At 41.3% G+C, this 26,185-nt stretch carries 20 protein-coding genes and 1 pseudogene; 14 read left to right on the plus strand and 7 right to left on the minus strand.

The window, feature by feature from the left end:
* Positions 1-4 precede the first annotated feature (4 nt).
* Positions 5-949 carry a glycoside hydrolase family 43 protein gene (locus ACEN2L_RS12360; protein ID WP_441744106.1) on the plus strand — a complete coding sequence of 315 codons (945 nt, stop codon included), beginning with the start codon at positions 5-7 and terminating at the stop codon, positions 947-949.
* A 63-nt stretch (positions 950-1,012) separates the two neighbouring features.
* The gene (locus tag ACEN2L_RS12365; RefSeq protein ID WP_441744108.1) at positions 1,013-3,415 is read left to right on the plus strand and encodes a beta-L-arabinofuranosidase domain-containing protein; all 2,403 of its coding nucleotides are present in this window, start codon (positions 1,013-1,015) and stop codon (positions 3,413-3,415) included.
* On the opposite strand, the gene ACEN2L_RS12370 is transcribed toward ACEN2L_RS12365, so the two are convergent.
* Positions 3,401-4,315: a LysR family transcriptional regulator gene (locus ACEN2L_RS12370; RefSeq protein ID WP_441744110.1), complete on the minus strand. Its 915-nt coding sequence runs from the start codon at positions 4,313-4,315 to the stop codon at positions 3,401-3,403. The two genes, ACEN2L_RS12365 and ACEN2L_RS12370, sit on opposite strands and share 15 nt — an antisense overlap.
* Positions 4,316-4,424: 109 nt before the next feature.
* Here ACEN2L_RS12370 and ACEN2L_RS12375 point away from each other — a divergent pair, with 109 nt between their 5' ends.
* From ACEN2L_RS12375 to ACEN2L_RS12390, 4 genes and pseudogenes are all read left to right on the plus strand, one after another.
* Positions 4,425-5,648 carry an MFS transporter gene (locus tag ACEN2L_RS12375; RefSeq protein WP_441744111.1) on the plus strand — a complete coding sequence of 408 codons (1,224 nt, stop codon included), beginning with the start codon at positions 4,425-4,427 and terminating at the stop codon, positions 5,646-5,648.
* Between the two features lie 32 nt (positions 5,649-5,680).
* A complete protein-coding gene (locus tag ACEN2L_RS12380) occupies positions 5,681-6,724 on the plus strand; it encodes an aldo/keto reductase (RefSeq protein WP_441744113.1) in 1,044 nt (347 codons plus the stop codon).
* A 672-nt stretch (positions 6,725-7,396) separates the two neighbouring features.
* A pseudogene (locus tag ACEN2L_RS12385) lies at positions 7,397-9,022 on the plus strand (aconitate hydratase).
* Positions 8,943-9,668 carry a hypothetical protein gene (locus ACEN2L_RS12390; protein WP_441744115.1) on the plus strand — a complete coding sequence of 242 codons (726 nt, stop codon included), beginning with the start codon at positions 8,943-8,945 and terminating at the stop codon, positions 9,666-9,668. Before ACEN2L_RS12385 ends, ACEN2L_RS12390 begins: the two are co-directional and overlap by 80 nt.
* Before the next feature lie 212 nt (positions 9,669-9,880).
* Here the strand turns inward: ACEN2L_RS12390 and ACEN2L_RS12395 are convergent, their stop codons facing one another.
* Positions 9,881-10,918, minus strand: coding sequence for an arabinan endo-1,5-alpha-L-arabinosidase (locus ACEN2L_RS12395; protein ID WP_441744117.1), 1,038 nt, complete (start codon positions 10,916-10,918; stop codon positions 9,881-9,883).
* A 111-nt stretch (positions 10,919-11,029) separates the two neighbouring features.
* On the opposite strand from ACEN2L_RS12395, the gene ACEN2L_RS12400 reads away from it, so the two are divergent.
* The gene (locus tag ACEN2L_RS12400; RefSeq protein ID WP_441744119.1) at positions 11,030-12,055 is read left to right on the plus strand and encodes a glycoside hydrolase family 43 protein; all 1,026 of its coding nucleotides are present in this window, start codon (positions 11,030-11,032) and stop codon (positions 12,053-12,055) included.
* Positions 12,056-12,122: 67 nt separating this feature from the next.
* Here the strand turns inward: ACEN2L_RS12400 and ACEN2L_RS12405 are convergent, their stop codons facing one another.
* A complete protein-coding gene (locus ACEN2L_RS12405; protein ID WP_306020892.1) occupies positions 12,123-13,751 on the minus strand; it encodes a sodium:solute symporter in 1,629 nt (542 codons plus the stop codon).
* Positions 13,752-13,977: 226 nt separating this feature from the next.
* On the opposite strand from ACEN2L_RS12405, the gene ACEN2L_RS12410 reads away from it, so the two are divergent.
* From ACEN2L_RS12410 to ACEN2L_RS12420, 3 genes are all read left to right on the plus strand, one after another.
* Positions 13,978-14,697, plus strand: a complete 720-nt coding sequence (locus ACEN2L_RS12410; RefSeq protein WP_306020893.1) for a FadR/GntR family transcriptional regulator — start codon at positions 13,978-13,980, stop codon at positions 14,695-14,697.
* 83 nt (positions 14,698-14,780) lie between these two features.
* The gene (locus tag ACEN2L_RS12415; protein WP_306020894.1) at positions 14,781-15,560 is read left to right on the plus strand and encodes an SDR family NAD(P)-dependent oxidoreductase; all 780 of its coding nucleotides are present in this window, start codon (positions 14,781-14,783) and stop codon (positions 15,558-15,560) included.
* Positions 15,561-15,676: 116 nt separating this feature from the next.
* Positions 15,677-16,390 carry a sulfite exporter TauE/SafE family protein gene (locus ACEN2L_RS12420; RefSeq protein WP_306020895.1) on the plus strand — a complete coding sequence of 238 codons (714 nt, stop codon included), beginning with the start codon at positions 15,677-15,679 and terminating at the stop codon, positions 16,388-16,390.
* 265 nt (positions 16,391-16,655) lie between these two features.
* Here the strand turns inward: ACEN2L_RS12420 and ACEN2L_RS12425 are convergent, their stop codons facing one another.
* From ACEN2L_RS12425 to ACEN2L_RS12440, 4 genes are all read right to left on the minus strand, one after another.
* Positions 16,656-17,021 (minus strand): SMP-30/gluconolactonase/LRE family protein, encoded by a 366-nt coding sequence (locus tag ACEN2L_RS12425; protein ID WP_372340886.1) that lies wholly within the window; start codon positions 17,019-17,021, stop codon positions 16,656-16,658.
* A gap of 333 nt (positions 17,022-17,354) precedes the next feature.
* Positions 17,355-18,653, minus strand: a complete 1,299-nt coding sequence (locus ACEN2L_RS12430) for a type II toxin-antitoxin system HipA family toxin (RefSeq protein WP_441744121.1) — start codon at positions 18,651-18,653, stop codon at positions 17,355-17,357.
* A complete protein-coding gene (locus ACEN2L_RS12435) occupies positions 18,653-18,901 on the minus strand; it encodes a helix-turn-helix domain-containing protein (protein WP_441744123.1) in 249 nt (82 codons plus the stop codon). The genes ACEN2L_RS12430 and ACEN2L_RS12435 overlap by 1 nt, the downstream gene beginning before the upstream one ends.
* A 345-nt stretch (positions 18,902-19,246) precedes the next feature.
* Entirely contained in the window at positions 19,247-19,774 is a 528-nt protein-coding gene (locus tag ACEN2L_RS12440; RefSeq protein ID WP_441744125.1) for a hypothetical protein, read from the minus strand.
* Between the two features lie 201 nt (positions 19,775-19,975).
* On the opposite strand from ACEN2L_RS12440, the gene ACEN2L_RS12445 reads away from it, so the two are divergent.
* The 4 genes from ACEN2L_RS12445 to ACEN2L_RS12460 all read left to right on the plus strand — a co-directional run bounded on the left by ACEN2L_RS12445 (position 19,976) and on the right by ACEN2L_RS12460 (position 25,790).
* A complete protein-coding gene (locus tag ACEN2L_RS12445) occupies positions 19,976-20,380 on the plus strand; it encodes a MarR family winged helix-turn-helix transcriptional regulator (RefSeq protein ID WP_441744179.1) in 405 nt (134 codons plus the stop codon).
* Between the two features lie 330 nt (positions 20,381-20,710).
* Entirely contained in the window at positions 20,711-21,271 is a 561-nt protein-coding gene (locus ACEN2L_RS12450) for a hypothetical protein (RefSeq protein ID WP_441744127.1), read from the plus strand.
* Positions 21,262-22,701: a hypothetical protein gene (locus ACEN2L_RS12455; RefSeq protein WP_441744129.1), complete on the plus strand. Its 1,440-nt coding sequence runs from the start codon at positions 21,262-21,264 to the stop codon at positions 22,699-22,701. Before ACEN2L_RS12450 ends, ACEN2L_RS12455 begins: the two co-directional genes overlap by 10 nt.
* Positions 22,686-25,790 carry a hypothetical protein gene (locus ACEN2L_RS12460; protein WP_441744130.1) on the plus strand — a complete coding sequence of 1,035 codons (3,105 nt, stop codon included), beginning with the start codon at positions 22,686-22,688 and terminating at the stop codon, positions 25,788-25,790. The genes ACEN2L_RS12455 and ACEN2L_RS12460 overlap by 16 nt, the downstream gene beginning before the upstream one ends.
* The last annotated feature ends 395 nt before the right edge of the window (positions 25,791-26,185 follow it).

The raw sequence follows: 26,185 nt of genomic DNA on the forward strand, positions 1-26,185 counted from the left end.
TAAAATGAGTGCTTTACCTAAACCATTGATACCCCAGCGTGCCGACCCTTTTGTGTATAAACACACTGATGGTTATTATTATTTTACTGCCTCAGTGCCTAAGTACGATGGCATAGAATTACGCCGCGCTAAAACCTTGGCCGGATTGGCCACAGCGATACCTAAAATGGTGTGGATGAAACCTGCAACAGGTCCTTATTCTGAACTGATTTGGGCACCGGAAATTCATTTTAATGACGGTGCGTGGTATGTGTATTTTGCTGCCGCACCGAGCCGTGAAATTAAATACGATTTATTCCAACATCGCATGTATGCCATTAGTTGTGCTGATGCTAATCCAGTAGACGGAGAGTGGTCATTTTGCGGTCAAGTTGAAACCCCCATCGATACCTTTTGCTTAGATGCCACCACCTTTTATCACAAGGATGAATTGTATTATTTGTGGGCGCAAAAAGAGCCGGGCATACGTGGTAACTCCAATTTATTACTGGCCAAGATGGAAACCCCCACCAAGATCAAGGGCGAGATCACCCGCTTGTCTATTCCTGAATTGGACTGGGAAATCGTCGGTTTTTGGGTTAACGAAGGGCCAAACGTACTTAAACGTAATGGCAAAATTTTCTTGACCTATTCTGCCAGTGCCACCGACGAAAACTATGCCATGGGTTTACTCTACGCCGACTTAGATTCTGATCTTATGGATGCAACAAACTGGACCAAGGTACAGCAGCCCGTGTTTTGTACTAACGATGAGCTCAGCATGTTTGGTCCGGGTCACAACAGTTTTACTGTGGATGAAGAGGGTAATGATGTGCTGGTTTACCATTGCCGCCAATATACTGAAATTGAAGGTGATCCCTTGTGGAACCCCGATCGTCATACTTTTATCAAACGTTTGCATTGGGATGAACAAGGTATGCCCGTGTTTGGTGTGCCCGGCGAAGAATAAATAATTTAACCCAAGGCTGCATTTCGATGCAGCTTTTTTCGTTAAGAATCAACAGGATTTGTTATGTTAACTCGCACACTTAAATTGGCCCTTATCAGCGTAAGTATTGTAATCACGAACACTTGTGTTAGCTATGCTGCTGAGTTATTCCCTTTACAAACAGTGCGTTTAACGGCCAGTCCATTTTTAGTCGCTCAGCAGGCTAATGTAAGATATTTATTGGCGCTTGAGCCTGATAAATTACTCATGCCTTATTTACGTGAAGCGGGCCTTGAGACAAAAAACACTTCTTACGATAACTGGGAAAGTAGCGGTTTAGACGGGCATATTGGTGGTCATTACCTCAGTGCTTTGAGTTTGGCCTATGCTGCTACGGGAGAGGTAGAACTCAAAAAACGCCTTGATTACATGTTGGCCGAATTACGCAAAGCTCAGCTAAAAAATGGAGATGGTTATTTAGGTGGTGTACCGGACGGCAAGCACGCGTGGCAACAAATTCGCCAGGGCAATATTAAGGTTGATTTGTTTTCCCTTAATGAACGTTGGGTGCCTTTGTATAACGTGCATAAAACTTTATCCGGTTTGCGTGATGCCTATGAAATTGGCCACAGCGAACTGGCCAAGACCATGTTACGCGACATGACAGATTGGTTTATTGGTTTGGTGGCAAGTCTGTCTGATGAGCAAATACAGCAGTTATTGATTTCTGAACATGGTGGTCTGAATGAGGTTTTTGCCGACGTCTACGCTATCACTAAAAATGACAAATACCTGAAACTGGCTAAGCAGTTTTCTCACCAGTTAATCTTGCAGCCACTGTTGAAAAATCAAGACAAACTTAATGGCCTGCATGCCAATACCCAGATACCTAAAGTGATTGGTTTTTTGCGCGTAGCCGAATTGGATGGCAATAAAAGTTGGTACAACGCGGCGGATTTCTTCTGGCATGACGTGACCGAAAAACGCACGGTGTCGATTGGCGGCAATAGCGTGCGCGAACATTTTCATAATGCTGATGATTTCAGTTCCATGCTCGAGTCCGTCGAAGGGCCAGAAACCTGTAATACCTACAACATGCTGAAACTCAGCAAAATGTTGTATCAAGATTCTGATAATAATGCTTATTTGGATTATTACGAGCGTGCTACTTACAACCACATACTCTCGTCACAAAACCCCGAAACTGGCGGCTTGGTGTATTTTACTCCCATGCGTTCAGGCCATTATCGTACCTATTCACAAGTAGACACGTCGATGTGGTGTTGTGTGGGCTCAGGCATTGAGAACCATAGTAAATACGGTGAGTTAATTTATGCCCATGAAGATGAAGAATTGTTTGTAAACCTATTTATTCCTTCAAAGCTCGACTGGCAACAGCACAGCGCAGAGGTTGAAATAGACACCCTGTTCCCCGATCAAAATCAAGTCACCTTAAGCGTTAGCCCAAAACAAGGTAAACAGACTAAAATGCTCACCTTGAACATTCGTCAACCCAAGTGGTTGAGCGCTAAAACCATGGTGATCACGATAAATGGTAAAACAATAAAAACCGAGCAACTTCATCAAGGTTATGTGAGCATTACCCGCCAGTGGCAAGCTAAAGATAAACTTTCTATCGACATGAGCATCAAACCGCAATTAGAAGGTTTACCGGACGGCAGCCACGAATATTCAGTGGTCTATGGTCCTATTGTACTGGCGGAAAAAGTCCAACCCTTTGGGCAAGAAGACCTGCCGTACTTTGCCAATGATGGCCGCATGGGGCACATCGCCAGTGGGCCAACCTGCTCTCCCGAAGCATTGCCGGTAATAGTGGGTGACACCGAGGTTTTTCTTGCAGGATTAAAACGTATACTTGGTCCACATCTAGCGTTTTCCATGGGGGCAGGGATTGAGAGTGGCAGCGGCAAAACATCGCTAGAAACCTCGCAACTCATTCCATTTTTCCGTATCCATGAAAGCCGTTATCAAGTGTACTGGCCACAAATGCAGGCCGATGAATATCAGGATTTTATGTTGCAAGCTGAGCAGCGTACTCGAGCTGAAAAACAACTGGCAGAGCAAACCTTGGATCAAATTAACCCAGGAGAGCAACAACCCGAAACCGAACATGGTTTTGCTGGTGAAGGCAGTCGAGCAGGGGTGAATGGCCAACGTCATTGGCGAGACGCTACTCAGTGGTTTAGTTATCAATTAGCCGATCCACAAAACCAAGCCAAGATCTTACGTCTGACCTATTTTGCAGGTGATCAAGCCCGACATTTTTCAGTGTGGATCAACGACATCAAGTTAGCCGACGTGAGTTTAACAGGCGACTCAGAGCAGGCCTTTTATGAGGTGGACTATGTTATTAGCGAAGCCATACTCAAAGTGGCTAAAAATGGCAAACATGAGGTCAAATTTGTCGCCAAGAAAGATTCCATCGCTGGTGGTTTATATGGTGTGCGTTTGTTAAAGGCTAATTAATAACCAGTCTTCGTTATCCATGTGTTGTTGTAAAAAATCAATAAACGCTCTAACCCGCGGCGGAACCAGCCGTCGTTGTGGCATAACAGCATAAATAGAAGTATCCATATAATAATCAGGCAAGACTCTGATGAGTCTGCCTTGCTCAATATCCTTATTAATGTGCCACGTTGAATGCAGAGATATACCCAAATCTGCTAAAGCGGCATCACGCAGCGCGTCACCTAGGTTACTTTCTAACTGTCCGCTTACTTTTACATTGTGTTTTTGACCTTGAGAGTCTGTCAGTTTCCAGCGATCTTCTACGCCATGAAAACCCGCCAGTAACAAACACTGATGGGCGCTAAGGTCTGTTAGTTTTTGTGGTGTGCCTTTGGTGGCAAGATACTGTGGTGATGCACACATGATACGGCGATTGCACGCCAGCTTTTTGGCGACCAGTGCGGAATCTTGCAGGGTATCCGTGATACGAATGGCCAAATCGAAGCCATCATTAATGAGATCGCGCTTTTCATCGGTTAAATTCAACTGCACTTGCAAACGCGGATATTGGGCTAAAAAAGCGGGTAGCAAAGGCGAAATATAATGATGACCAAAAGACACCGCAGCAGTGATCCGCAAGGTGCCACTGACTTCTTTACCTGACTGACTTAGGCCAGTGGTTAGTGCTTCTAAGTCTTCTATTAGTGGCCGTCCTTGAGAAGCTAGCTCGTTGCCTTCGGGGGTCGCGCTGACTTGCCGAGTTGTACGATGTAGCAAACGTACACCTAGGTGTTTTTCTAAACTGATCAAACGTTTACTTGCTACGGCGGCACTTAAACCCAAGCTTCGTGCAGCCGCGCTAATGCTGCCGGTATCCAGCACACGGATAAAAATGGCAATGTCGGAGAGTCTATCCATATCTATTTTCAATGAATGGTTGAAAGTGATTCAATATTTGCACGTCTACTGGATTGAATGCAAGAGCTCTACACTAGCCGCCTCTTTTTGTTATTGAGCAACTTAAACAATGAATTTTTCGCGTTACTTTAAATATCCGGCGCTTTATGCCCTAGCAGTAGGGGCCTTTGGTATTGGCTCGACAGAATTTGTCATCATGGGCTTGTTAGAGCAAGTGGCTAATGACATGCAAGTGAGTTTGCAAGCAGCCGGTTTTCTTATTTCTGGTTATGCCCTAGGTGTAGTAATTGGGGCGCCAATATTTACCTGGCTCAGTGGGCGTTTCTCACACAAACGCACATTGATATTGATGATGTTGCTATTTACTTTAGGAAATTTAGTGTGCTGGTGGGCACCAAACTATGATCTTATTTTAGCGGCCAGAATATTAACCGCTTTTGCCCATGGTACTTTTTTTGGTGTGGGCTCGGTGGTGGCAACTAAGGTTGTTCCTCCTGCGCAAAAGGCCAGTGCCATCGCATTTATGTTTAGCGGTCTAACCTTAGCTACCATTTTAGGGGTGCCGGCTGGAGCATGGTTGGGGCAACATTTTGGTTGGCGTACTCCGTTTGCGGTGATCAGCCTTATCGGTTTTTTGTCGATGTTTATTCTTGCTTGGTTTTTACCTCACACTGCCAAAGATGCGCTTATTTCTGGTGCAAGCTCATCATTAAAACGACTATTGGGCTTAGACATTGTATTAAAGCTGCTGACTACCGTATTGGCCTTTGCCGGCTTTTTTGTGGTGTTTACTTATGTTCAGAGCATGCTGATACAAGTCAGTGGTTTCAGTCTGGATGCGGTATCGGCCGTTTTATTAGTGGTAGGTCTTGGTATCGTGCTCGGCAATACCTATGGCGGGCGCTTGGCCGACCGTCTACCGCAAAAAGCCAGCATGCTTACCCTGTTGATGTTACTGGCTGCCTTGGTTTGTTTGCCCTTTTTTCTACACAGTCAGGTAGGCACAATTGTGTTTTTAGGCTTACTAGGGGCGGGAGCTTTTGCCACTGTGGCCCCTTTACAAATGAATATGCTCAACGCGGCACAGGGTCTATCGCCCACCTTGGTATCTAGTCTTAATATCGCAGCCTTCAATTTGGGCAATGCCTTTGGGGCGTGGTTAGGTGGATTTGTGCTCACCAGGTATTTGAGCATCGCTTATCTCCCTTGGGTAGCGGCCGTTGTGGTGGTATTGGCTGTCATTGTTGCACTAATTGATTACCGCCGCAGTTGTTCAACCAGGGAGGAGTGTAAGGCAGTCAATTTTGCACAAACGAGCGAATGTCAGAGCTAACAATCAACAAACTAATTAAATCTGGAGTGAATATGCAGCATACAATCGAACAACGTTTTTTAGGAGATTCAGGTTTCAACTTGCCTGTTCTTGGATTTGGAGCCGGCACTTTTGGTGGCAAAGGCCCATTATTTAGTGCTTGGGGCAACTCACAAGTTGCAGAGGCTAAGCGCATGATTGATCTTTGCCTTGAACATGGAGTGAATTTATTTGATAGCGCCGATGTGTATTCAGATGGTGAGTCTGAAAAAATTCTGGGACAGGCTTTATCCGGCAGACGAGACAAGGCGATTATTTCTACCAAAATGACCTTGCGTACAGGGGATGGTGCTAACGATGTGGGGGCATCGCGTCATCATTTACTTAAGTCTACTGAACAAGCATTAAGACGCTTAAATACCGACTATATCGACATACTGCAATTGCATCACTTTGATGCACAAACGCCTGTAGAAAGTGTGATGAAAACTCTCGATGAATTGGTGACATCAGGCAAAGTAAGGTACATCGGTGTATCAAATTTTTCCGCTTGGCATATTATGAAATCACAAGCTGTCGCTGAACGTTATGGTTATCAAAAGTTTGTGGCTAACCAAGCGTATTATTCATTGGTTGGACGTGATTATGAGTGGGAACTGATGCCAGTGGGTATGGACCAAGGATTGGGGGCGATAGTTTGGAGTCCTTTAGGTTGGGGTAGATTAACCGGTAAAATTCGCCGTGATCAACCAGTGCCAGAGCAAAGTCGCTTACATGCAACTAAACAGTTTGCTCCGCCGGTTAGCGATGCGCATTTATATGATGTAGTGGATGTGCTGCTGCAAATCTCCCAAGAAACCGGCAAAACGGTAGCGCAAATAGCGATTAATTGGGTATTGAGCCGGCCCAGTGTGGCCTCCGTATTAATTGGTGCCAGAAACGAGCAGCAATTGCTCGATAATTTTGGTGCCTTAGGCTGGTCTTTAAATGCAAGCCAACTTATGGCTTTGGATGAAGTCAGTAACGTAACGATACCTTATCCCTATTATCCTTATTGGAATGGGCAATTTAGCGAACGCAATCCGCCAGTTTGTTAAAAACGGCCATCCGCTCAATAACCCGCGCGTTGCAGGTGATTGAGCGGAATTTGATGTTATTTATTCAGCAGATTTTAGTGTGTTCTTTTGGTTGTCTGAATATTCACGTTCAACTGACAATATGACTAGGTTTAACGCTGCATTCAACGGTAAACCAACAAGTGAAATTTGTCGCTCAGTAAAACTCACAGTGAGCTATTGTTATATAAGCAAGTCTTACATTTTAACCAGTAATTTTTACTATTCTGCTATGTTTTATAATGGAGTGAGGCGCTAAAACCCCCGATATTTAGTGTATTTCTTAACCGGTGTGAAACTTGCCCCCTATAAGCTCTATTGCGTCGATTGGGGCTAGAGAATTAAATCACTCTACGGCAGCGGTTCTAAAATAAAGAACTCACCACGCCTAAGTATCTGCAAACCTTGTCAGTGGATGACAAAGAGTATCAGTACTACAGTCTTGAAAGTCTGGCTGATGATTACCAGTTATCGCGCCTGCCATTTGCCGCTAAAATTCTGCTTGAAAATTTATTACGTCATCACGATCAAGCTTTTGTCCAGCCTGAGGATATTAGCAAACTGGCGAAATGGGATTTACTGGATACCACACCTACAGAGATCGCTTTTGTGCCGTCTCGCGTGGTACTACAAGATTTTACCGGTGTTCCAGCAGTGGTGGATTTAGCTGCCATGCGTGACGCAATGGTTAGTTTAGGTGGCTCACCACAAAAGATTAATCCTTTGAAACCCGTTGAGTTGGTTATTGACCATTCTGTGATGGTAGATTTTTTTGGACAAAGAAATGCTTTTAGTAAAAATACTGCCAAAGAAGTAGAGCGTAATAAAGAACGTTATCAGTTTTTACGCTAGGGACAAAATGCCTTTGACAACTTCAAAGTCGTGCCGCCTGGCAAAGGCATAATGCATCAGGTGAATTTGGAATATCTGGCTCGTGTGGTTTTTATGGACAAAGTCGATGATGCAGAACAAAGCGACGTGGCTGCTATGTTGTATCCCGATACTTTAGTGGGTACCGATTCTCACACCACTATGATCAATGGTCTAGGGGTCTAGGGGTCTAGGGGTCTAGGGGTCTTGGGTTGGGGAGTGGGTGGCATTGAAGCCGAAGCGGCCATGCTCGGACAACCCGTTAGCATGTTAGTGCCGGAGGTAGTGTGTATGAAGTTATCAGGCGAATTGCCGGCTGGTACCACAGCCACTGATTTGGTCTTAACGATCACTGAGAGCTTGCGTAAATTTGGGGTAGTAGGCAAGTTTGTCGAATTTTTTGGCGAAGGAGTAAAATATCTTACTATTGGGGATAGAGCCACTATCGCCAATATGGCACCTGAATATGGTGCGACTTGTGGACTGTTTCCACTGGATGAACAAACTGAAACCTAGCTAAAGTTGACTGGTAGAGATGAACATCATATTAAAGTCATAAAAGCTTATGCCCAGGCCCAAGGAATGTGAGGCAGCGAAGCTCAAGAATCAGCACAATATCACGCCACCTTAAGTTTAGATCTAGCTGAGGTAGTGAGTTCCATCGCAGGACCTAAGCGTCCACAGGATAGGATCCCCTTAACTGCAGCGGCCAGTCAGTTTAAACATTGGTTAGCTGAGCAGGACAAACTATTCATTTCTACCGACGATACTGAAAAAGGTCGTTTTGAAAGCGAGGGTGGCCAACAACCAACACCCGCAGATAATGAACCTCACTGTGACTACAATGGTCAGCAGTTTAAGCTTAAAAACGGTGCTGTTGTCATTGCCGCCATTACCAATTGTACCAACACCTCTAACCCTTCTGTGCTGGTAGCGGCAGGATTGTTAGCCAAAAAGGCCAAGGCATTGGGTTTAACCGTAAAACCTTGGGTTAAAACCAGTTTTGCGCCGGGCTCTCAAGTAGTCACCGAATACCTGGATAAAGCCGATTTAACGTCTGACTTAGAGGCAATGGGTTTTAATCTTGTCGGTTATGGCTGCACGACTTGTATTGGAAATTCGGGTCCTTTGCCTGAACCGATTAGCAATGCTATTCGCAAAGCAAAATTAAACGTCACCGCCGTTTTGTCGGGTAACCGTAATTTTGAAGGGCGTATTCATGCTGATGTCAAAGCCAATTACCTCGCGTCTCCGCCTCTTGTTGTGGCCTATGCCTTAGCGGGTAATATGAATATTGATTTACTTAAGGAGCCACTAGGGATCTCCACAGATGGTAAACCTGTTTATTTGCGCGATATCTGGCCCACTAACGACGAAATACAAAAGCTGGAATGCGCTGCAAATTGCTGACAGTGCACAATATGATTGGCCAGAATCCACCTATGTTAAAAAGCCAACATTTTTTGCTGGAATGGATATAAAACCAGCAGCGCTGAGCGACATCACGCAGGCTCGCTGTCTGTTAAAGCAGGGTGATTCTGTGACTACCGATCATATTTCTCCTGCCGGCAGTATCGACCCTGATGGGCCGGCTGCCGAGTATTTACGTGAGCATGGCGTTGAGGAAAAAGACTTCAACTCCTTTGGTTCACGTCGTGGTAATCATGAAGTGATGATGCGCGTTACTTTTGCCAATATCAGGCTTAAAAATCAATTAGCTCCTGGCACTGAAGGTGGTTGGACACGATTGCAGCCATCCGGTGAGCAAATGAGTGTATTTGCTGCCGCCATGCAATATCAGCAACAAAATATTCCCCGTATTGTGATTGCGGGCAAAGAATATGGTACTGGCAGTTCACGAGACTGGGCTGCTAAAGGTCCCTTATTGCTTGGTGTGAAAGTGGTACTGGCAGAAAGTTATGAACGCATTCACCGCTCTAATCTTATCGGTATGGGGATTTTACCTTTACAGTTTAAAAATGGTGAAAGTGCCGCAAGCTTAAAACTGGATGGCACCGAACAATATACTATTGAGGCTATAAGGCAGGGGCAATAAGAAGCAAGAGTGAAGGTGAAACGGGACAACACTGAATTTAGTTTTAGCGCTCAAATCAGGATAGATACCCCCAATGAGTTTAGCTATTTCAGCAATGGCGGAATTCTGCAATATGTATTACGCAGACTAAATTAGAGGGGGTTTGTTAGATGTATATCAGCGACTTTGCATGCAATCTACTGGAATGCAAAGCCGCTGTTAGTTGTTGCCGATTATTTTTGACTAGTATGCAATTGGGTTATACGGTTATTTAATTCAGTTGGGTCGACTACTGGCCAACCGTCTTGCCAGCTCATGGGTAAAATACGCAGTTTTTGTATGCCTTTATCGGCGGCTTCGTAGGCATGTAGTACCAAATAATCTTTGCCATCAAAACTATAGGCTGCGTTGTGACCCAAGCCCGGCCAGTCGTTGTTACCTTTAATGACCGGACTGCCAGCACCTTGCGCCATGTCTTTACCGTCCTTATCCAGATAAGGGCCAGTGACTTTTGTCGCGCGACCCACTCTCACGTTGTAGTCACTATTGGCAGCACGACAACATTTATCGAAAGAGACAAACAAATAGTAATAATCGTTTTTATGGAAAATATAAGGGGCTTCGATAGCGCCGTTTCTCTCGCCTTCAATCTTTGATTTTGCATTGCGCGGACGGGCAGCAATAGAGTGCCATACTTCCGGCTGGGCGATTCGCGTTAAGCTAGAGTCTAATTTGACTAATTTTAATCCTGCCCAAAAGGAGCCAAAACTCATCCAATAATCGTTATTTTCATCTTTGATGATGGCAGGATCAATAGCATTCCAGTCATCCCGTTCGGGCACCGATTGAAGCACAATGCCTTGGTCAATCCAAAGATAATCTTTAGCCTTTGGGTCGAGTGTCTTATTAACTGTTACGCCTATACCAGAGGTGTTTTTACCAAAGGCTGATACCGAGTAATACAGGTAATATAAACCATCTTTTTGAATGATATCGGGAGCCCATAAATGACCACCAAAACCCGGTGCAACTCGCTGAGCCCAGCTGGGCTCGTCTTTAAATACTCGTCCACTGAGTTGCCAGTTCACTAAATCTTTAGATTGATAGTAGGTAATGCCGGGGCCGGTGCTAAAAACGTAGTAGGTATCACCTTCTTTGGCCATAACAGGATCATGTACTTCAACTTGTTTGGCCTTGCTCACATTGCCTAAACAGCACAGGCTCAAACTAATAAGGCTAAGAATTTTCCGGGATTTTTGCCCTAGTGACATAAAACTATCCTTTTACATGGTAATTAGCCGTTAATGTTAGCATAATTGTAATACAATATTAACAATGTATTTTATGAAATAAGCTGACAATTAAACCAAGAGTATTACTTTATGTTATTTAAAAATGCCAATAAACATTGCTTGAATCTGTGTCTATTACTTGCCTTTAGTCCTCTGTCGAGTGCTGCCACTAATTCTCAGTTAAATATCGATAACCCCATTGTATTGCAACGTGCCGACCCTTGGATTTATAAAGACCCAAATACGGGCTGTTACCAGTTCATTGGTACCTCACCTTTATTTGATGAAATTGAAATACGCAGTGCCTGTCGTATCAATGATCTTAAACTGGCCGAAGCAAAAGTGATCTGGCAAAAACATATAGAGGGCAATATGGGCGCGCACATTTGGGCGCCAGAATTACATCGTTTTGACGATAGCTGGTATGTCTATTTTGCCGCAGGGGATGTTGAGGAACCATGGCGCATACGAATGTATGTATTAGCTAACAAAAGTGACGATCCCAGGGAAGGTGATTGGCAAGAGCTAGGGCAAATCAAGACTCCTGATGATAGTTTTGCTTTGGATGCCACTACTTTTGAGCACAAAGGAAAACGTTATTTAATCTGGGCACAAATGAACGTTCCACGTACCTATAACTCTGCTTTACTAATGGCCGAGATGGATGGCCCATCGAGCATTACTGGCCCTGTGATTACCTTAACTGAGCCCACTTTAGAGTGGGAAGTACAGGGGTATAAGGTTAACGAAGGCGCTGCGGTACTTATCCGCCATGGCAAAGTATTTGTTACTTATTCCGCTGCTGCCACCGATCATCGTTACGCCATGGGCATGTTATGGGCCGATGTAGAGAGTGACTTAATGGACAAATCAAGCTGGCATAAATCACCACAACCGGTATTTAGCTCTCAGCCTGAATTAGGCCGTTTTGGTCCAGGTCACAATAGCTTTACGGTGGCAGAAGATGGTATTACCGATTTGTTGATTTACCACAGCCGAGAATATCTTGAGCTAAAGGGCAGCCCTTTAAGTGATCCTAATCGGCATGCCAGAGCACGACCTATTTATTGGGATGCGCAGGGCTTTCCGTTATTTTTTAATGGGCAAGGAGACTGATTTTTAAGCGCTAATAAAAAAGCCCCTGTTGAATTCATCAGCAGGGGCTTTTTTTATGGAATTTGATTTACCAAAAGCGGTAGTAGATTAGTACCGTAATACCTAGGATACCCGCAGTATGCACGTAGTCCCAAATGTCCATACTTTCTGCGACTTCTTTTAGTCTGGCTTTACCTAAACAACCAAAAGTAAGTCCATCAATTTGCTCATCTGTGGCTTGTTTGGTAAAGATACTGGTTATGATCATCACAGCACAGACTAATACAAACAGTAAAATACAGAAATACAACCAGTTCATATCGGTGACTGGCGCCAAAATGGTGCCTTGCAAAGAGTCTTTAAAGGGTAGTAATACAAGGCGGAACATACCTAATACAAAACCCGCTACTAAGCCGACAAAACCGGCGGCTGGGGTGATTTTTCGGGTAATTAAGCCAAGTAAAAATACTGCCGCAATACCAGGGGCGATGAGTGATTGCACACTTTGCAGATATTCATACAGTACATCAGCAATTAAGCTCATTACCGGTATCCACAACATACCTAAAATTACCACCACTACGGTTGCCCAACGACCCACTGACAATAGGTGTTTTTCAGAAGATTCTGGTTTGAATTTTTTATAAAAATCGATGGTAAATAAGGTCGCTGATGAGTTAAATAAGGATGCTAAAGAACTCATCAATGCGGCAAAAATACCACCTATTACTATGCCTTTTACCCCAGAAGGTAATAATTCAGCCACCAGTGTTGGGAAGGCCTGATCGGCACCATCGTAATGAATCAGTCCTTTTTCTTTTAAAGCAAAGGCAATCATACCTGGGACCAAAAAGATAAAGACCGGTAGTAGTTTTAAATAGCCAGCTAACATAGTACCGCGGCGGGCTTCTTTAATGCCTTTTGCCGACAATACCCGTTGCACGATATATTGGTCGGTACACCAGTACCAGAAGCCAATAATGAAGGAGCCAAAAATAATACCAGGCCAAGGGAAGTCTTCGTCAGTGGCTGCGCGGATCAAGTGCATGTTGGCGCCATTTAAACGTTCTACTTCGGCCCAACCACCCACTTTATCTAGGCCAACCACAAGGATAACAACCGAACCGATAATCAATACAGGAGTTTGCAAGACCGAGGTCCACATAATGGCTTTCATGCCGCCTAATACGGTATAAATCCCGGTAATGCCCACTAAACCAAAGGCACATATCCAAAAGAAATCAATGCCATAAATAGTATCGATGCCTAGGATGGTTTGTAAGGCAATGGCTCCGGCATAAACCGTTACGGCTACCTTGGTGAGTACATAACTGACTAATGAGATAATCGACAAAAAAGTACGTGAAGCAGAGTTATAACGACGTTCTAAAAACTCCGGCATGGTGTAAACTTTGCTGCTCCAGTAGAAAGGTACAAATACCCAACCTAATAACAATATGATCCAAGATTGTAATTCCCAGTGAGCCAGTGCCATACCTGACTGAGCGCCTGCACCCGACAAACCAACTAAATGTTCAGAACCAATATTTGATGCAAATATCGATGCACCTATTACAAGCCAACTCGCGTTGCGGCCTGCCAAAAAATAGTCTTCGGTATCTTGGCCTTTTTGGCGCATAGATACCCACACCACCCCTATAAGTAATACAAAAAAGCCGGCTAACACCAGCCAGTCGAGTGTACTCAGTTCAATCATCTTGTTGTTCTCACAGATTGTGCATTAGTTATTGTCGTTGTTTTACAGTTTTGAATATTGACATATTGTATTACAAATGAGAAGTGTTACATGGATGTTAATTAAAAATAAACTTCAAAGTGAAGTTGTTTATTTGTCTGTGCTTTTAATCAAAGTCGTTGACCTTACATCTTTTAAAATTATGATAAGATAATCAAACAATGGATATTTGAAGTGAAGAGTAAGCATGGCTTTAATTGAAAACCTGAATTTATCAGACAAAGTAACTCAAGAGTTAGGCCGTGCAATCATTTCCGGTGAATATTCGAACGACTCAGGTTTCCCTAGCGAAGCAAAGATGTGTGAAGACTATGGTGTAAGTCGCACCTCCATCCGCGAAGCCGTAAAGATGTTAGGAGCCAAAGGCCTCATCACCTCTCGCCCCAGAAAAGGCATAGTGGTAGAACCTGCCAGTAAGTGGAATTTGTACGATACAAGTGTGCTCAAATGGATGCTTGAAAGTAGCCCGTCTTTATTTGTATTACGTGAGTTTTTACAAATGCGTATGGCGATTGAGCCTCAAGCTGCGGCACTTGCTGCACAATTTGCCACAGATGAGCAAATCAAGCAGATTGAACAGGCGTTAAAAGGTATGGAAGCGGCTGGTAGCGATCCTACCCTGTCCTTACATGAGGCCGATATTGCCTTTCATACCAGTATCTTAGCTGCCAGTAATAATCGGTTTATTCTCCAGTTACGTGATTTTGTTAGCACCGCATTAAATGTCAGTATCCAGCACACCACTCCGGCTAAAGGCAGTATCAAAGCTATTATTGAAGAGCATGATAAAGTGTATCGGGCTATTAGCTTGCGCCAGCCAGAAAGAGCAAAAAGCATGACTGCTTACCTGATTGACGAGGCCATCATTTTTATCGATGCTGAAATTGCCAAACAAGAACAAAAATAGTCGCTGATACTGCCGGAAAAGTTGCTTATTTTTCGTGTAGAACAGACCCATAAGCTTAATAAAAATACCTTTAAGAGCATTTAATGTCTGCTAATAATGAACAGATAAGCCAATATCCAAGTCTCAACAATAAACATGTTTTTATAACGGGTGGAGCCACAGGTATTGGTGCCGAAATTGTGCGTGCCTTCTACCAACAAGGCGCTAAAGTCAGCTTTATAGATATTGACGAACCGGCCAGCCAACAATTATGTGCAGAAATGGGTGGTAGCGATGAGCAACGAATTCAGTATTTTGTATGTGATATTCGCAACATTCCCCATTTATTAGAAACCATTAATCTCGCCAAAAGTCAATTTGGTGATATTGGGGTGTTAGTGAATAACGCCGCAAATGATGCTCGTCATGATACCGAAAGTCTGTCGGTAGAGTATTGGGATGACCAAATGGCGGTAAATTTACGTCCAAACTTTTTTACTGCACAAGCAGTTGTCACCCATATGAAACGTTTAGGTGGTGGCAGTATTATTAATCTTGGCTCTATTAGCTGGCGCATTAAACAAGACTTTATGCCGGTTTACACCACGGCTAAAGCCGCTCTAGAAGGTATGACACGTACGTTGGCTAAACATCATGGCCGTGACAATATTCGCGTAAATACCTTAATTCCGGGCTGGGTAATGACAGAAAAACAGCTTTATCATCGCCTGCAAGCCAGTGATTTTGAAGACATTCGCAAAAACCAATGTATTAAAGAAACTCTCGAATCTACACATATTGCCAGCGCCGCGCTATTTTTAGCCGCTGACGACAGTAAGATGCTTACCGCTCAATCCATTATTGTTGATGGCGGTTGGGTTTAATATTAAGCTATTTACGGTATTTGGTTTGAGTGGGGGTATAAGCATTGTATAAAGCCTAAACTCATGATATTCATAATACAATATGTCAAATGTCAGTATGCGCAGCAACAGAATTGATGATTTTAGCTTTTCATGATTGGGCTTTAGTTTATCTAATACTCATTACAGGTGCCTGCTTACAAGGGCTTATTGGCTTTGGTCTGGGCTTGTTCAGCGCACCTCTTTTATTTTTAATTGCACCGCAATTAGTTCCCGTACCTATGATCCTAAATGCCTTGGTTGTTACTTTGGCCTTGTTATTGGCAAACCGTAAATATATCAACAAACAGCTGGCGTCATTTTCCATTCTCGGTGGTAGTGTTGGGGTTTTTCTTGCCACAGCTGTAATTACTTATGTGGATTTAGGCCAGTATCAAATTTTATTTGGACTGTCGATCGTCTGTGCGGTGTTATTGTCAGTGGCTGGGTTTACTCCTCAAGTATCTGGTGTTACCAGTGCTGTTGCGGGTTCTTTGTCTGGTTTTATGGGAACTTTAACCTCGGCAGGTGGCGCACCTATGGGTTTGTTATATCAAACCGCTCATAAGGAACAAATCAAAGCAAACCTAAGTTTGTTTTTTGTCTATATCAATGCCTTAAGTATAGTGTCACTGAGCATGGCTGGGGTGGTGGGTAAACAAGATCTCTGGTTGTTTGTTTATAGTGTGCCAGCAGTGATAGTAGGCTATTTGTTATCTTTGTTTTTAGGTCGTTTTTTTAATCTCAATATGATCCGGCCCCTTATCCTGTTTATTGCTTTTTGCTCAGGATTACTGTGCATCTTTAATTAAATTTAGCTGAGCATGTTGGTTAATAATCACATATGTCGTTGTTTGAAAGTCTAATCATTTGAATGCAATAAACTGAGTTTGTGTCTAGCAAAATGGAATTCATCTGTGTGGCAGTAGAAAATATATGGCTGTCTAATCCTATGGCCTCTGACCTAAAAATAAGCAAACTACCGGCTAGCGGTTGTTCTGCTTTTTGTGCTGCCGAAAGTTCGCAGGTAGCTGTTGTGACAAACATTAAATCATTATTATCACCACCAAAAGTGATTCAAGTAGGGTGGCTCACTGGCATCTCAAAAACTCTTTCAGCTCCATTTACTGCGTAACAACTAAGGGAAGTTCCGCCCCAATTTGCGCTCCAAAGATTGTATTTACTATCAACGCTAGCACCGTCTGGAAAAACATTGGTAATGGTACTAGCATAAATTCGCTTGTTACTGATTGCGTCTGTAGCGTTATTAAAATCACACTGAAAGATTGTTTGTAAAGCAGAGTTAGCCAAATAAAATAAAGATGCGTCACTACTCCAAGCAATACCATTGGCGATGTTAATATTACTTATTATCTTTTCTACGCTTAGCTCTGTATTAACTCGGTATAATACCTCCCGAGTGCTAAGAAAAACGAGGTGTATTAATTGTTTTTAAATGTGCTCAATCTGGCGATAACCATTGTTAATATTCTTAACTATTTGTTTTACATAAAGATTAATAATCCCATTTTGTGCCATATCATACCGTTTAGATGAGTCACAATTTTAAAAAATAACGATGTGGCCCCCACAATTTTCAATCGTTAATCAGAATATTTGTCACGAGGTGGTCACATATCTTTGCGTCAAAACATAGATATTTGCAACCTTTAAATTCATATGGGGGAAACACTTTTCAATAAAATATCCGTTAGGTGTTTTGGCTATTTAGCGTTCTTATTTGACGTAATCTGACCTCATGCATAGATAATATAACTAGCGTAGTTTGTCCAAACATTGGCACATTTGTTCAGCGATGGCTTTACCTAATTCCAGATTAAAATCTTGCGGTGCAAGCTTAAATGTATTTTCCAAAGCGTGTTCTGTTTTGTCTAATAAGTGATCAAATATTGATTGGACGTTTTCCTCTGGCATACCTAGATACTTTCCATGAGCCAACCAATGATGCTTCTGAATATTATACCAATGATAGTGATTGTTTTTACTGTGGACTTTCATCGCCATTTTGATTTTCTTTTTCTGAATATTGCCTTGTCCAAAATAAGGGTAGGCACTCATCACATCGTAAAAGGGCGTTAGGCGATAACCATCCGCTTGTAAAAATAGACTGAAATTTTTTGCGTGGCCATCAATCGCGCCGAGTAACCAAAATACAATTTGGCTCATCAGGAAATTGTACCGGTCTTGTATTGCTGAGCTAGAAAATTTGAGTAAGTCCATGATAGCTAGCGCTCCGGGCCCACCTTTTTCTTCATATTTACTGCCACTGACTCTACCTAATGCTTGGCACATATCTTCTTGAGGAAGCCGGATTATTTGGCTATCCGTAATACGTCGGTCAAAGCGTTCAACGACCAGCACTCGTTGATCTTCAAAGCTTTGAATAGCTACTTTTGCAACAGGCAATCCTAGATTAGCCAAAAAGGTCAGGCAGAACCATTCATTATCAACACTACTAGATAAGTCTATGTTCATCTGTTGATGGTGAAAGATGGGTGGTTTAAAAATATGGGTTGTTGCTGTCTGACCTTGCGGCTTGTGCCATTGACCTTTCCATAGTGTCAACGCGGTTTTTTCTTGGGCACCGGCTAACGAAATACGAAAATCATCATCACTGTGCATGCCCAGTACATTGTCTACTCGAGTGTCTCGTATCGTTTGGGCAATATCTGCTTCGTTTATTGCTTTGAGTGAAATGGCTGGTAAGGCCTCAAATGGTGGTTCGTTGCTTAAAGATATTGCGCCGATGCAATCACCGCCGACTGTGGCGAGTAAATCAAAGGGAGATGTACTTTGAGCACCTAAGCGGTCAACCATATATTTACGGATAACATCATTGTCGGGTAGTAAATTATCAAAATAGGCATGAACTGCATCAGATTTAATTTCACTCGATTGCAGCGGGAGGCTTAGTGATAGCGCCCGAGTCCCTATGACAGTTAACCATTGAGGATCATACTGAAAACTCATTCTGCCTTTGTTCAGTTTAAGTGTTCCAACAAGAACATTATTCATAGAGCAATAAAGCTGTTTGGTATGAGATTTACGGCCCATCAGAAATCCAGCACCTTGCGCTGATTTAGGTCACTCTTATTATTTGCTGTGGCTGACAATTTAATATCGAGCGCACTACATACACGTAAGAGGGTTACCAAACTGACCTTATCAGGGCTTGTTTCAATACGAGAAATATCTTTTTGAAATAGCCCTACATTTTTAGCTAGCTGAGCCTGCGTCCAACCCTTAGCTTTGCGTGCATCACGTATTATCGGACTGATATCAGCAGGAGTGTTTACTTTCATAAGGTTATTTACATACTAAAATTGGTATAATACTAGGATATACCCTTTATAGTATAAATCAAGTTTATACTATATTTGGTTTAAAAAAACATACACTAGAACTAAACTTTGAAAATCACTTTTAATCTCGGCCACATCACGAAAACCCTTTCAAACAGCGCTTGTAAAACGAACTAAAGTAACGTTGAACGCCCAGCCTCAGATTAGTTGTTGAATTGAAATACCTCAGCAGAGAGTTTTCTAAAATTCTGTGTCAGCGAGAGCTTTTAGAGAGCTCTTATTGTTACAATGGATCTAGCGAGATTAAAACATCCCGCTAGATTTATAGCTTTTCAAAAATCGCCACTAAAATCTTAATGGCAGGGGATATGGCAAATCTATCCACGACTCAGGACAGTATCTTGAATCTAGTATTCGATTGATCAATCTCGACTTTGGCCTGTGTGACAACAGTATAACGATAAAGTCATCGGCAAACTGACGTAAACTATGTTTGAAAATTGCATCAATCATTTCGTCAGCAGGAGTTGTTTCGTAAATGTCTATCAAGTGAATCCAAGACAGAACTTCGATTTGCTTGTTAGTTATATTACGAACCTTGAGAACTTCCAATCGGAATGACTGCGGGGCATTGATATACGCATCTTTCATAATACAAGAGTGCGAAATTGCCATGTAGTTTCGATTATGTTTTGCAACTAACGGCATAGGCAGGCACAGTGGGTTTTCAATCTCCAGTTGCACGTTAAAACCGAATGATTTCCGCAGCTCTGCTATATTTAAAAAGCAAATAAATGCTGGTTCAGCGAGCGGATGTATGCCGATGTCTTTTACTTTGATTGCGCCCATTTTTACTTCCATATTGTTAAACATTTTTTTCTCCTTTTTGGTTAACGATGTTTAACTTAGTCGATTTCAAAAAAAAGTGGAAAAAGCTCGAAATGGGAGTCAAAAGAGCTTAAAAATGATAACCGCTCTCATGATTGTTGCATTTGCAACTATTTATTATCACAATGAAATTGTCGATATTTGAGGAGTGACTTAGAAAAAATGTTTGATCTTAGACATAACATAATGCCATCACACTTTCGGAACATACTTGCTTTGATCGAGAAAAACCTCATTCCGGCCTATCAACAATTCGATCTGACTGAAAATCAATTCCAGATATTGAATGCACTCCCTAGCAGTGAGATGTCTGATAGAGGAGGGGTTGGTCAAAAATTATTAGTACAAGTAACTGGATTTCCGAAGCATCAAATAACAAGAGAGTTGGCCAAATTGGAAACAAGAGGATTGCTGAGAAGAACTGTAGATCAGCAGTCACGCAGATGTAAAAATATCATTTTGACTAAGGAGGGGAGCAACTTAGCCGGTGATATTTCTTTGATATACAACAACGTGCTCAGAGACGTCTTTTCGGTCTTAAGTGACGAAGAATGCTCGACTCTGCAAAAACTACTCTTAAAAGTATACTGAAAATAGCTTAAATTTTACGATGGCTTGTTTTCATATTTAGCCACACATTTTAAACATTTTAGTTTTGCTGAAAGTCCCTAAATTACTAGCGTCGGTAACATTTTATTGGCGTTGATAATATTCTAATTTATCGAAAGTTTTTGTAGTAAAAAATGACGATACAAAGCTAACAATCCACCCGTACTACTTATCATTTTGAATCAAAATAAGCAAACTGTTGCAAATGCAACTATTTCATCAATTATCATTTTGAAATTTTTTTCATATGAAGCGGAAAACTGAAGATATCGTGTCACCATGAGTTGTGAATTTAATAAAAAAGGATGTTTTATGCAGCTTAATTCACAAATACAGCAGATTGCTTATGGACGAATCAGAATAGCCAAAGAAGCCACTGACGCATTTATTTTAACGTCGAGTTTTAGATATCAGATAGATAACAAATTACTGAGTACAAAACCCACTTTATCGGAACTCAGTAATTTTGAACTTCCGCTTGCATACAAAAATGAATTCGGCATGTACCGAGTTTTTGCAGGGTGGATTGTACTTCAACCCCCATATATGAGTTCGAAAGAATTGGATAAAAAAATATCTGTCATTGTATTTGATGCTAAACCGCCAAAAATAGAGGCGATAGCTTGGGAATATGTTTCATTCATTCTCTCTCGCACACATCATCGAAATGCTGTTTTGTCTCAAATTTTTCAAATGCTGATTACGTGCCCCCCTCATATTTTAGAGAGGCTGACAGGCGCGAGTCTCAGTAAGCAGCCTGAGCCAGCAACAATGAAGCTTTGCTCGGAATCGCGGCAAGCCGTCCGAACTCAAATGAAAAAAGGGGCAACAGCCAAAAAAGCAGAAGAAATGGGGGAGATGTTATGGATTTAGATTCATCTAAAACTAGCAAACATAACTCGTATAGCTTGGCTCACATCGTCAGACGTAAAAAGTGTCTTTTGGGTGATGTTGGTTGTTTAACCAATGATGTAGTCACAACAGTTCTGCAAAGATGCGAAAAGCAGTTAGAGTCAAATCCTGCAGTTGGGTTTGTGATGGCAAGTTTATTTTCAGGCCGAAACCTATCTCAGTTGCTTGAAGCAGAAACTTCCCTCCCAAGTAACCCTCGTGCGGAAGATGTCGAAAATGGTTTTTTTATTAACTCAATTTGGCAGTATCCAGAACTTAAAATACCCTCTATTCACAAATATTTATTTAGAGTTGCCGACGGTCCTGGGCAAATTCTTCTTCCGTTGAAACTGTTGCCAGCTTTCCAAGCTGCTAAAGAAGACGCTCAAAGCATTGAAAACTTAAGCGAGTACGTTACTCAATTCTGCAAACAATATTTGAGAGGTCTATTTCAACATGTAAACATAACTCGGCTGCAATTGCACTTAGCACATAGTGCTCCAAAATATAACTTAAATCGTGCTGAAGTCGCATATATTGCTGACCATGATCTTAAGTACAACAACCAGTGTGCGTATGGTTTATTTGATTCAAACAAAGTTGTCCAAAAACATATTCACTTCATAAATTCGCTTACCACAGAGGCAAGTTTAACAACCTTTCAAGTGCAGACTCTCGAAAAAGAATGTTTCGTTGGCAGTTGCCGGGTTGCAAACGATTCAGCTGTTGAAATGCTATTTAAACATTGTTGTAATTTTATAAATCCTAAGCCTACCACTCAAAATGAAATCGTTAATACATTTAATTTTTACACGATGTACGTCGTTTTTTTTCTCGAGTTATGCACGCTGCATCGGCCCATCGTGTCAGAGTTTGGGACACTTAAACATTTCGATCTTATTTCAGGCAGTCTGGTGATATGCGACAAAGGCAGCAAAAGTACGCGACTTGTTTACCTTCCAGTTATCGCAATTGAAATTTTGCATACTTATCTGAGTTTTATAAGAAACTTAACGTATAAATTGCAATTTATTTATCCACATATTTCTAATACGCTCTCAAGAATACTCAGTGGTCAGACTAATTTATTCAATCTCTGGAATAGCAGTGGTTTGAGGCCATATCACGCTAAACATGCATTTTCTTTGATTGGCGCTAAATTCCCTTTTCCAGTGAATTGGGCGCGTCACTTTGTTGCAACATTTCTTATGCAAAAAGGTTTTTCAAGAAATGAGCTAGAAGTCTTCATGGGTCATGCACCAGCCCCGGATACTTTGCACTCTGCATTTAGTTCATATAAGTTTTCGACAAATCGAGCAATCAGTAGAGAAATTGAAAACTATATAGTGAGCACATTAGAGCTACCACTCATTGTTAACAGTATGGAAGTCAAATCATGGAAGACACGCTAAAAACTAATCAAAGCGTACAAAATTTTGATAAAAAACTGATTGAAGACATTTTAGACGCCATTAAGTCAGGCTCAATAACTGAGAACAAAAGTAGTTTACGAAAAGCTGCATTGAAAATTTTATCGGTTAGCTGTGACACAATTTCAGATGCACTTCAGATAGCTTTAAATGCAAAAGAAATAAAGCTTCTCAAGATTAATTTTCAGGCAGTAAATGAGTTTATTAACTCAAAGTCATCAAAGAATAACGGAATAATTCGCGCTTTACTCTGGGAGATAAAGTTTCTATACGACCAAATAATAAAAAACAGTTCAAGCGTAAAGCTTAAACACGAACTGGATCTAAATCTCGAAATTCTAGCAAATTCAGTAAGTCATTTTCTAACTCAAAGAGCTGAATTAATTGTAAGAACACCCGACCCCTCAATTGAATTTATTTTAGAAAACGTCGTTATTTTTGCTGCGTCGCAAGGGGGACTTGCATTTGAAGAAGCTCTAAACAGTTTGGTTAGTATCTTACAAAAAAATGTTCACCCCATTTCAGTCGTAAACCAAGAAATATTCATCGATCTTATATATGAAAAGTCGGGGCACCCCACAAATATTCGCAATGAAGAAACACGGACTACTGTGCGCCGCTGGTATCCAGATGTGTTGAGCAAAGCCGCTATTATAGCTTACTTGTCAGCGAGGACTTCTTTTCCAGATTTAGAGACAGTAACGCTCAAAACTTTATTAAAGAATTTAGTTTCAACGTTTAATAAGACCTCTCAATTGACCTTTACTAAAAACAGTAAATTTTTGCAAGCATGCTTTAAAGCTGGAATTAGACGTAACGATTCTCCTCTTCCTTACTTTATGGAACATTACGCCACGGGAGAACTATACAGTCCTTCCATGCCCTTAGAGTCATTATTAGCCTTTCATAATAAGAAGTTAAAAGTTAATAGCGAACATGCGGTGAATAAGCTGAACACCAGCCTTCAACATTCAGTAAGTATTAATATTCGTCAGCTAAAAAATAATGCGGTTGAGTACTGTAAAGATCACGAAATTATTGAGCAGATGAAAAACATTTTGCGAGCTGAAGTCGATGAAGATCAATCTAGATTGGTTACATTAAACAGGCTTAAACAGTTACACGTAATCTATGATTTCAACGTACAAGTCGAAATTATTCATGAATGGGTGATGGATGGCTTGAGTTCGAATCGTTGGAAGCATGCCCGTGGTACGGGTATAAGATACATGAATGCGATCGCTAATGTCTGGGTTGAAACTTGGAAAAGCACCAACATCAAAGAATGCGGCTCTGATGAAATGGATTCATTTTTTGAAGAGATGGTACTACAACGAGCCGAACAAGATTCTACAGTTAAAGACACACTAACTTTACTATTTATATTTATTGCCGAGAATTATGCGTTGGCCGTTCCGGAATGGATATCTGAAGAAGCCCAGTCGTTTCATGTTAGAAGTGAACTAATTCCTGAGCACCACTTTGAAAGATTACGGGTAGACATAGCAGAGTTCTATTTTACTGAATCCGATAGTTTCAAACAAAGTTTAGACGTATTTATTATTTTTCTTCGCCGTGGATTTTTTAGGCCATCGGAAGTATTTAAATTGCAAATGAGGGATATAGAATCTTCAAATATTTTGTGGGTTTATTTAAGGCGTAATGCTTTTGGTGGTCTAAAAACCGCTAGTTCAAACAGAAAGGTGCCGCTAGGAGTCTTACTCAAACCGGCGGAGTATGAAACAGTTGAAAATTTTATCAGACAACGAAAAGTAGAAACCGAAGGTAGAAAAAATGCACTGCTATTTTCGCAGCAAATCAATCATGACGTCATGTTTAATGACAGTAAAATTAGAAGCCAAATTACTGAGTTACTATCAAGTTATGGTGATTTAAGAATCGTGTCTTATCAATTTAGACATACTAGCATTTCATTCCTACAGTTAATAATTTTTAGCGATATTGAGACAACAAGGCGGTACACCGGATATACGGAGAGTCAGATCAAGCAGATACGGCGTTATTTCATAGCTCATCAAAATGACCTCTACTATCAAATTTCAAGTGTGGTCGGGCACATAAGTCCCAGCACCACCATAACAACATATTCACATTTCACCGATCTTTTACTTAACCAATATTTGATGAAGTCAAATATTACGGAATCCATTCAATTTTGGTCAAAACTTTCGGGTTTTTCAGAAACGAGAATATTGAGTCAATTGGCGGAGAAAGTTGAATTGAATCAAAACATAGACGCGTGCCAACTGATTGGATTCTTCGATAAACAGTTAAAAAAATATTCTACCAACATTGGTATTAAAATGAACACTCCTATTAGCCCCTCTCGTACTCTAAATGGCGCATTTGAACCTTCGCTTGCGCATTGTGAAAGAATATTGAAAGAACATAGTAATGGGAACACTAGAAGTGATATTTCAGCTACGCTAACTTTGTCTACAAAATATGTTATTGCTGTGATTGAAGCAGCACAATTAATAAAACGGCATTCTGCTTATCAAACCAGTAGAGGAAAATCGCGGTTAGTTAATTCTACTTCAGACAGTATTCGGCCGACAAAAATGCAAACTAAAGCCGAAGACGTTGACCGTCTGCAGATTTGTGAGCTGTTATTGAAAAATTTTGCAAAATCCCCCAAATTTACTAAGCAGCTAATTCATCACCTTCTTTCTAATGTTGCCAATGATCATAGTTATTTATCGTTAAACACTGTTAAACGTACAGGTCAATTTATCCACTTTTTTCAAGCCTTGTTACCTAAAGAACGTTGGTACATTATTCTTCACCCTCCCGCTGATTATTCGGACATAGAAAAGTGGCAAAGCATCAAAGCTAAAGTGAAACAAATGGAAGTCAGTGATCAAACAAAAAACAATAAAAACATGTTTCCCCAAGGGCAAGCCAAATTATATCTAATGCATCCAAACGCCTTTGATATCAAAAACAAAAGACCTCAACAGCAGATGAGTAAGTATTCCACCAACTCTTTGAAAAATGCATGCCATTGGGTTGCAATTCATCTAAAGTCGCTTCAACTTTATACAGAGTAACCAATATCAATTCATCAGTTCACTATTTAGTTTATGGCATTGAGCTATGTGAAATATTATCTGTATTAATATTATCGATTTGGTGTCAGAAGCTCCAGAGCAAACTTTGCTTTACAAAAATCGTCCAGATCTCATGAATTTTGTGTAGTAACTTCTGCGATGGGTTTACTGTTTCTTGTTATTAGAGTGTGAGTCCAGTGCTTGGACTCAAATTTGCGTAGTACACAATTTAAATTTCGTTTGAATAGTGATATTGGGTATATTGCGTCGTACTTTTTTCTATTCATTGTGACCACTTATCTTCCTCTATCCTTGTAGACACTTTTACTCAGAAACTTAAACAAGTCTGCCAAATGTTAATGACTATAATCTACTATTTGGGATCGTTCATTTAT

This window comes from Flavobacterium sp. W21_SRS_FM6 (assembly GCF_052119645.1).
GTDB lineage: Bacteria > Pseudomonadota > Gammaproteobacteria > Enterobacterales > Alteromonadaceae > Paraglaciecola.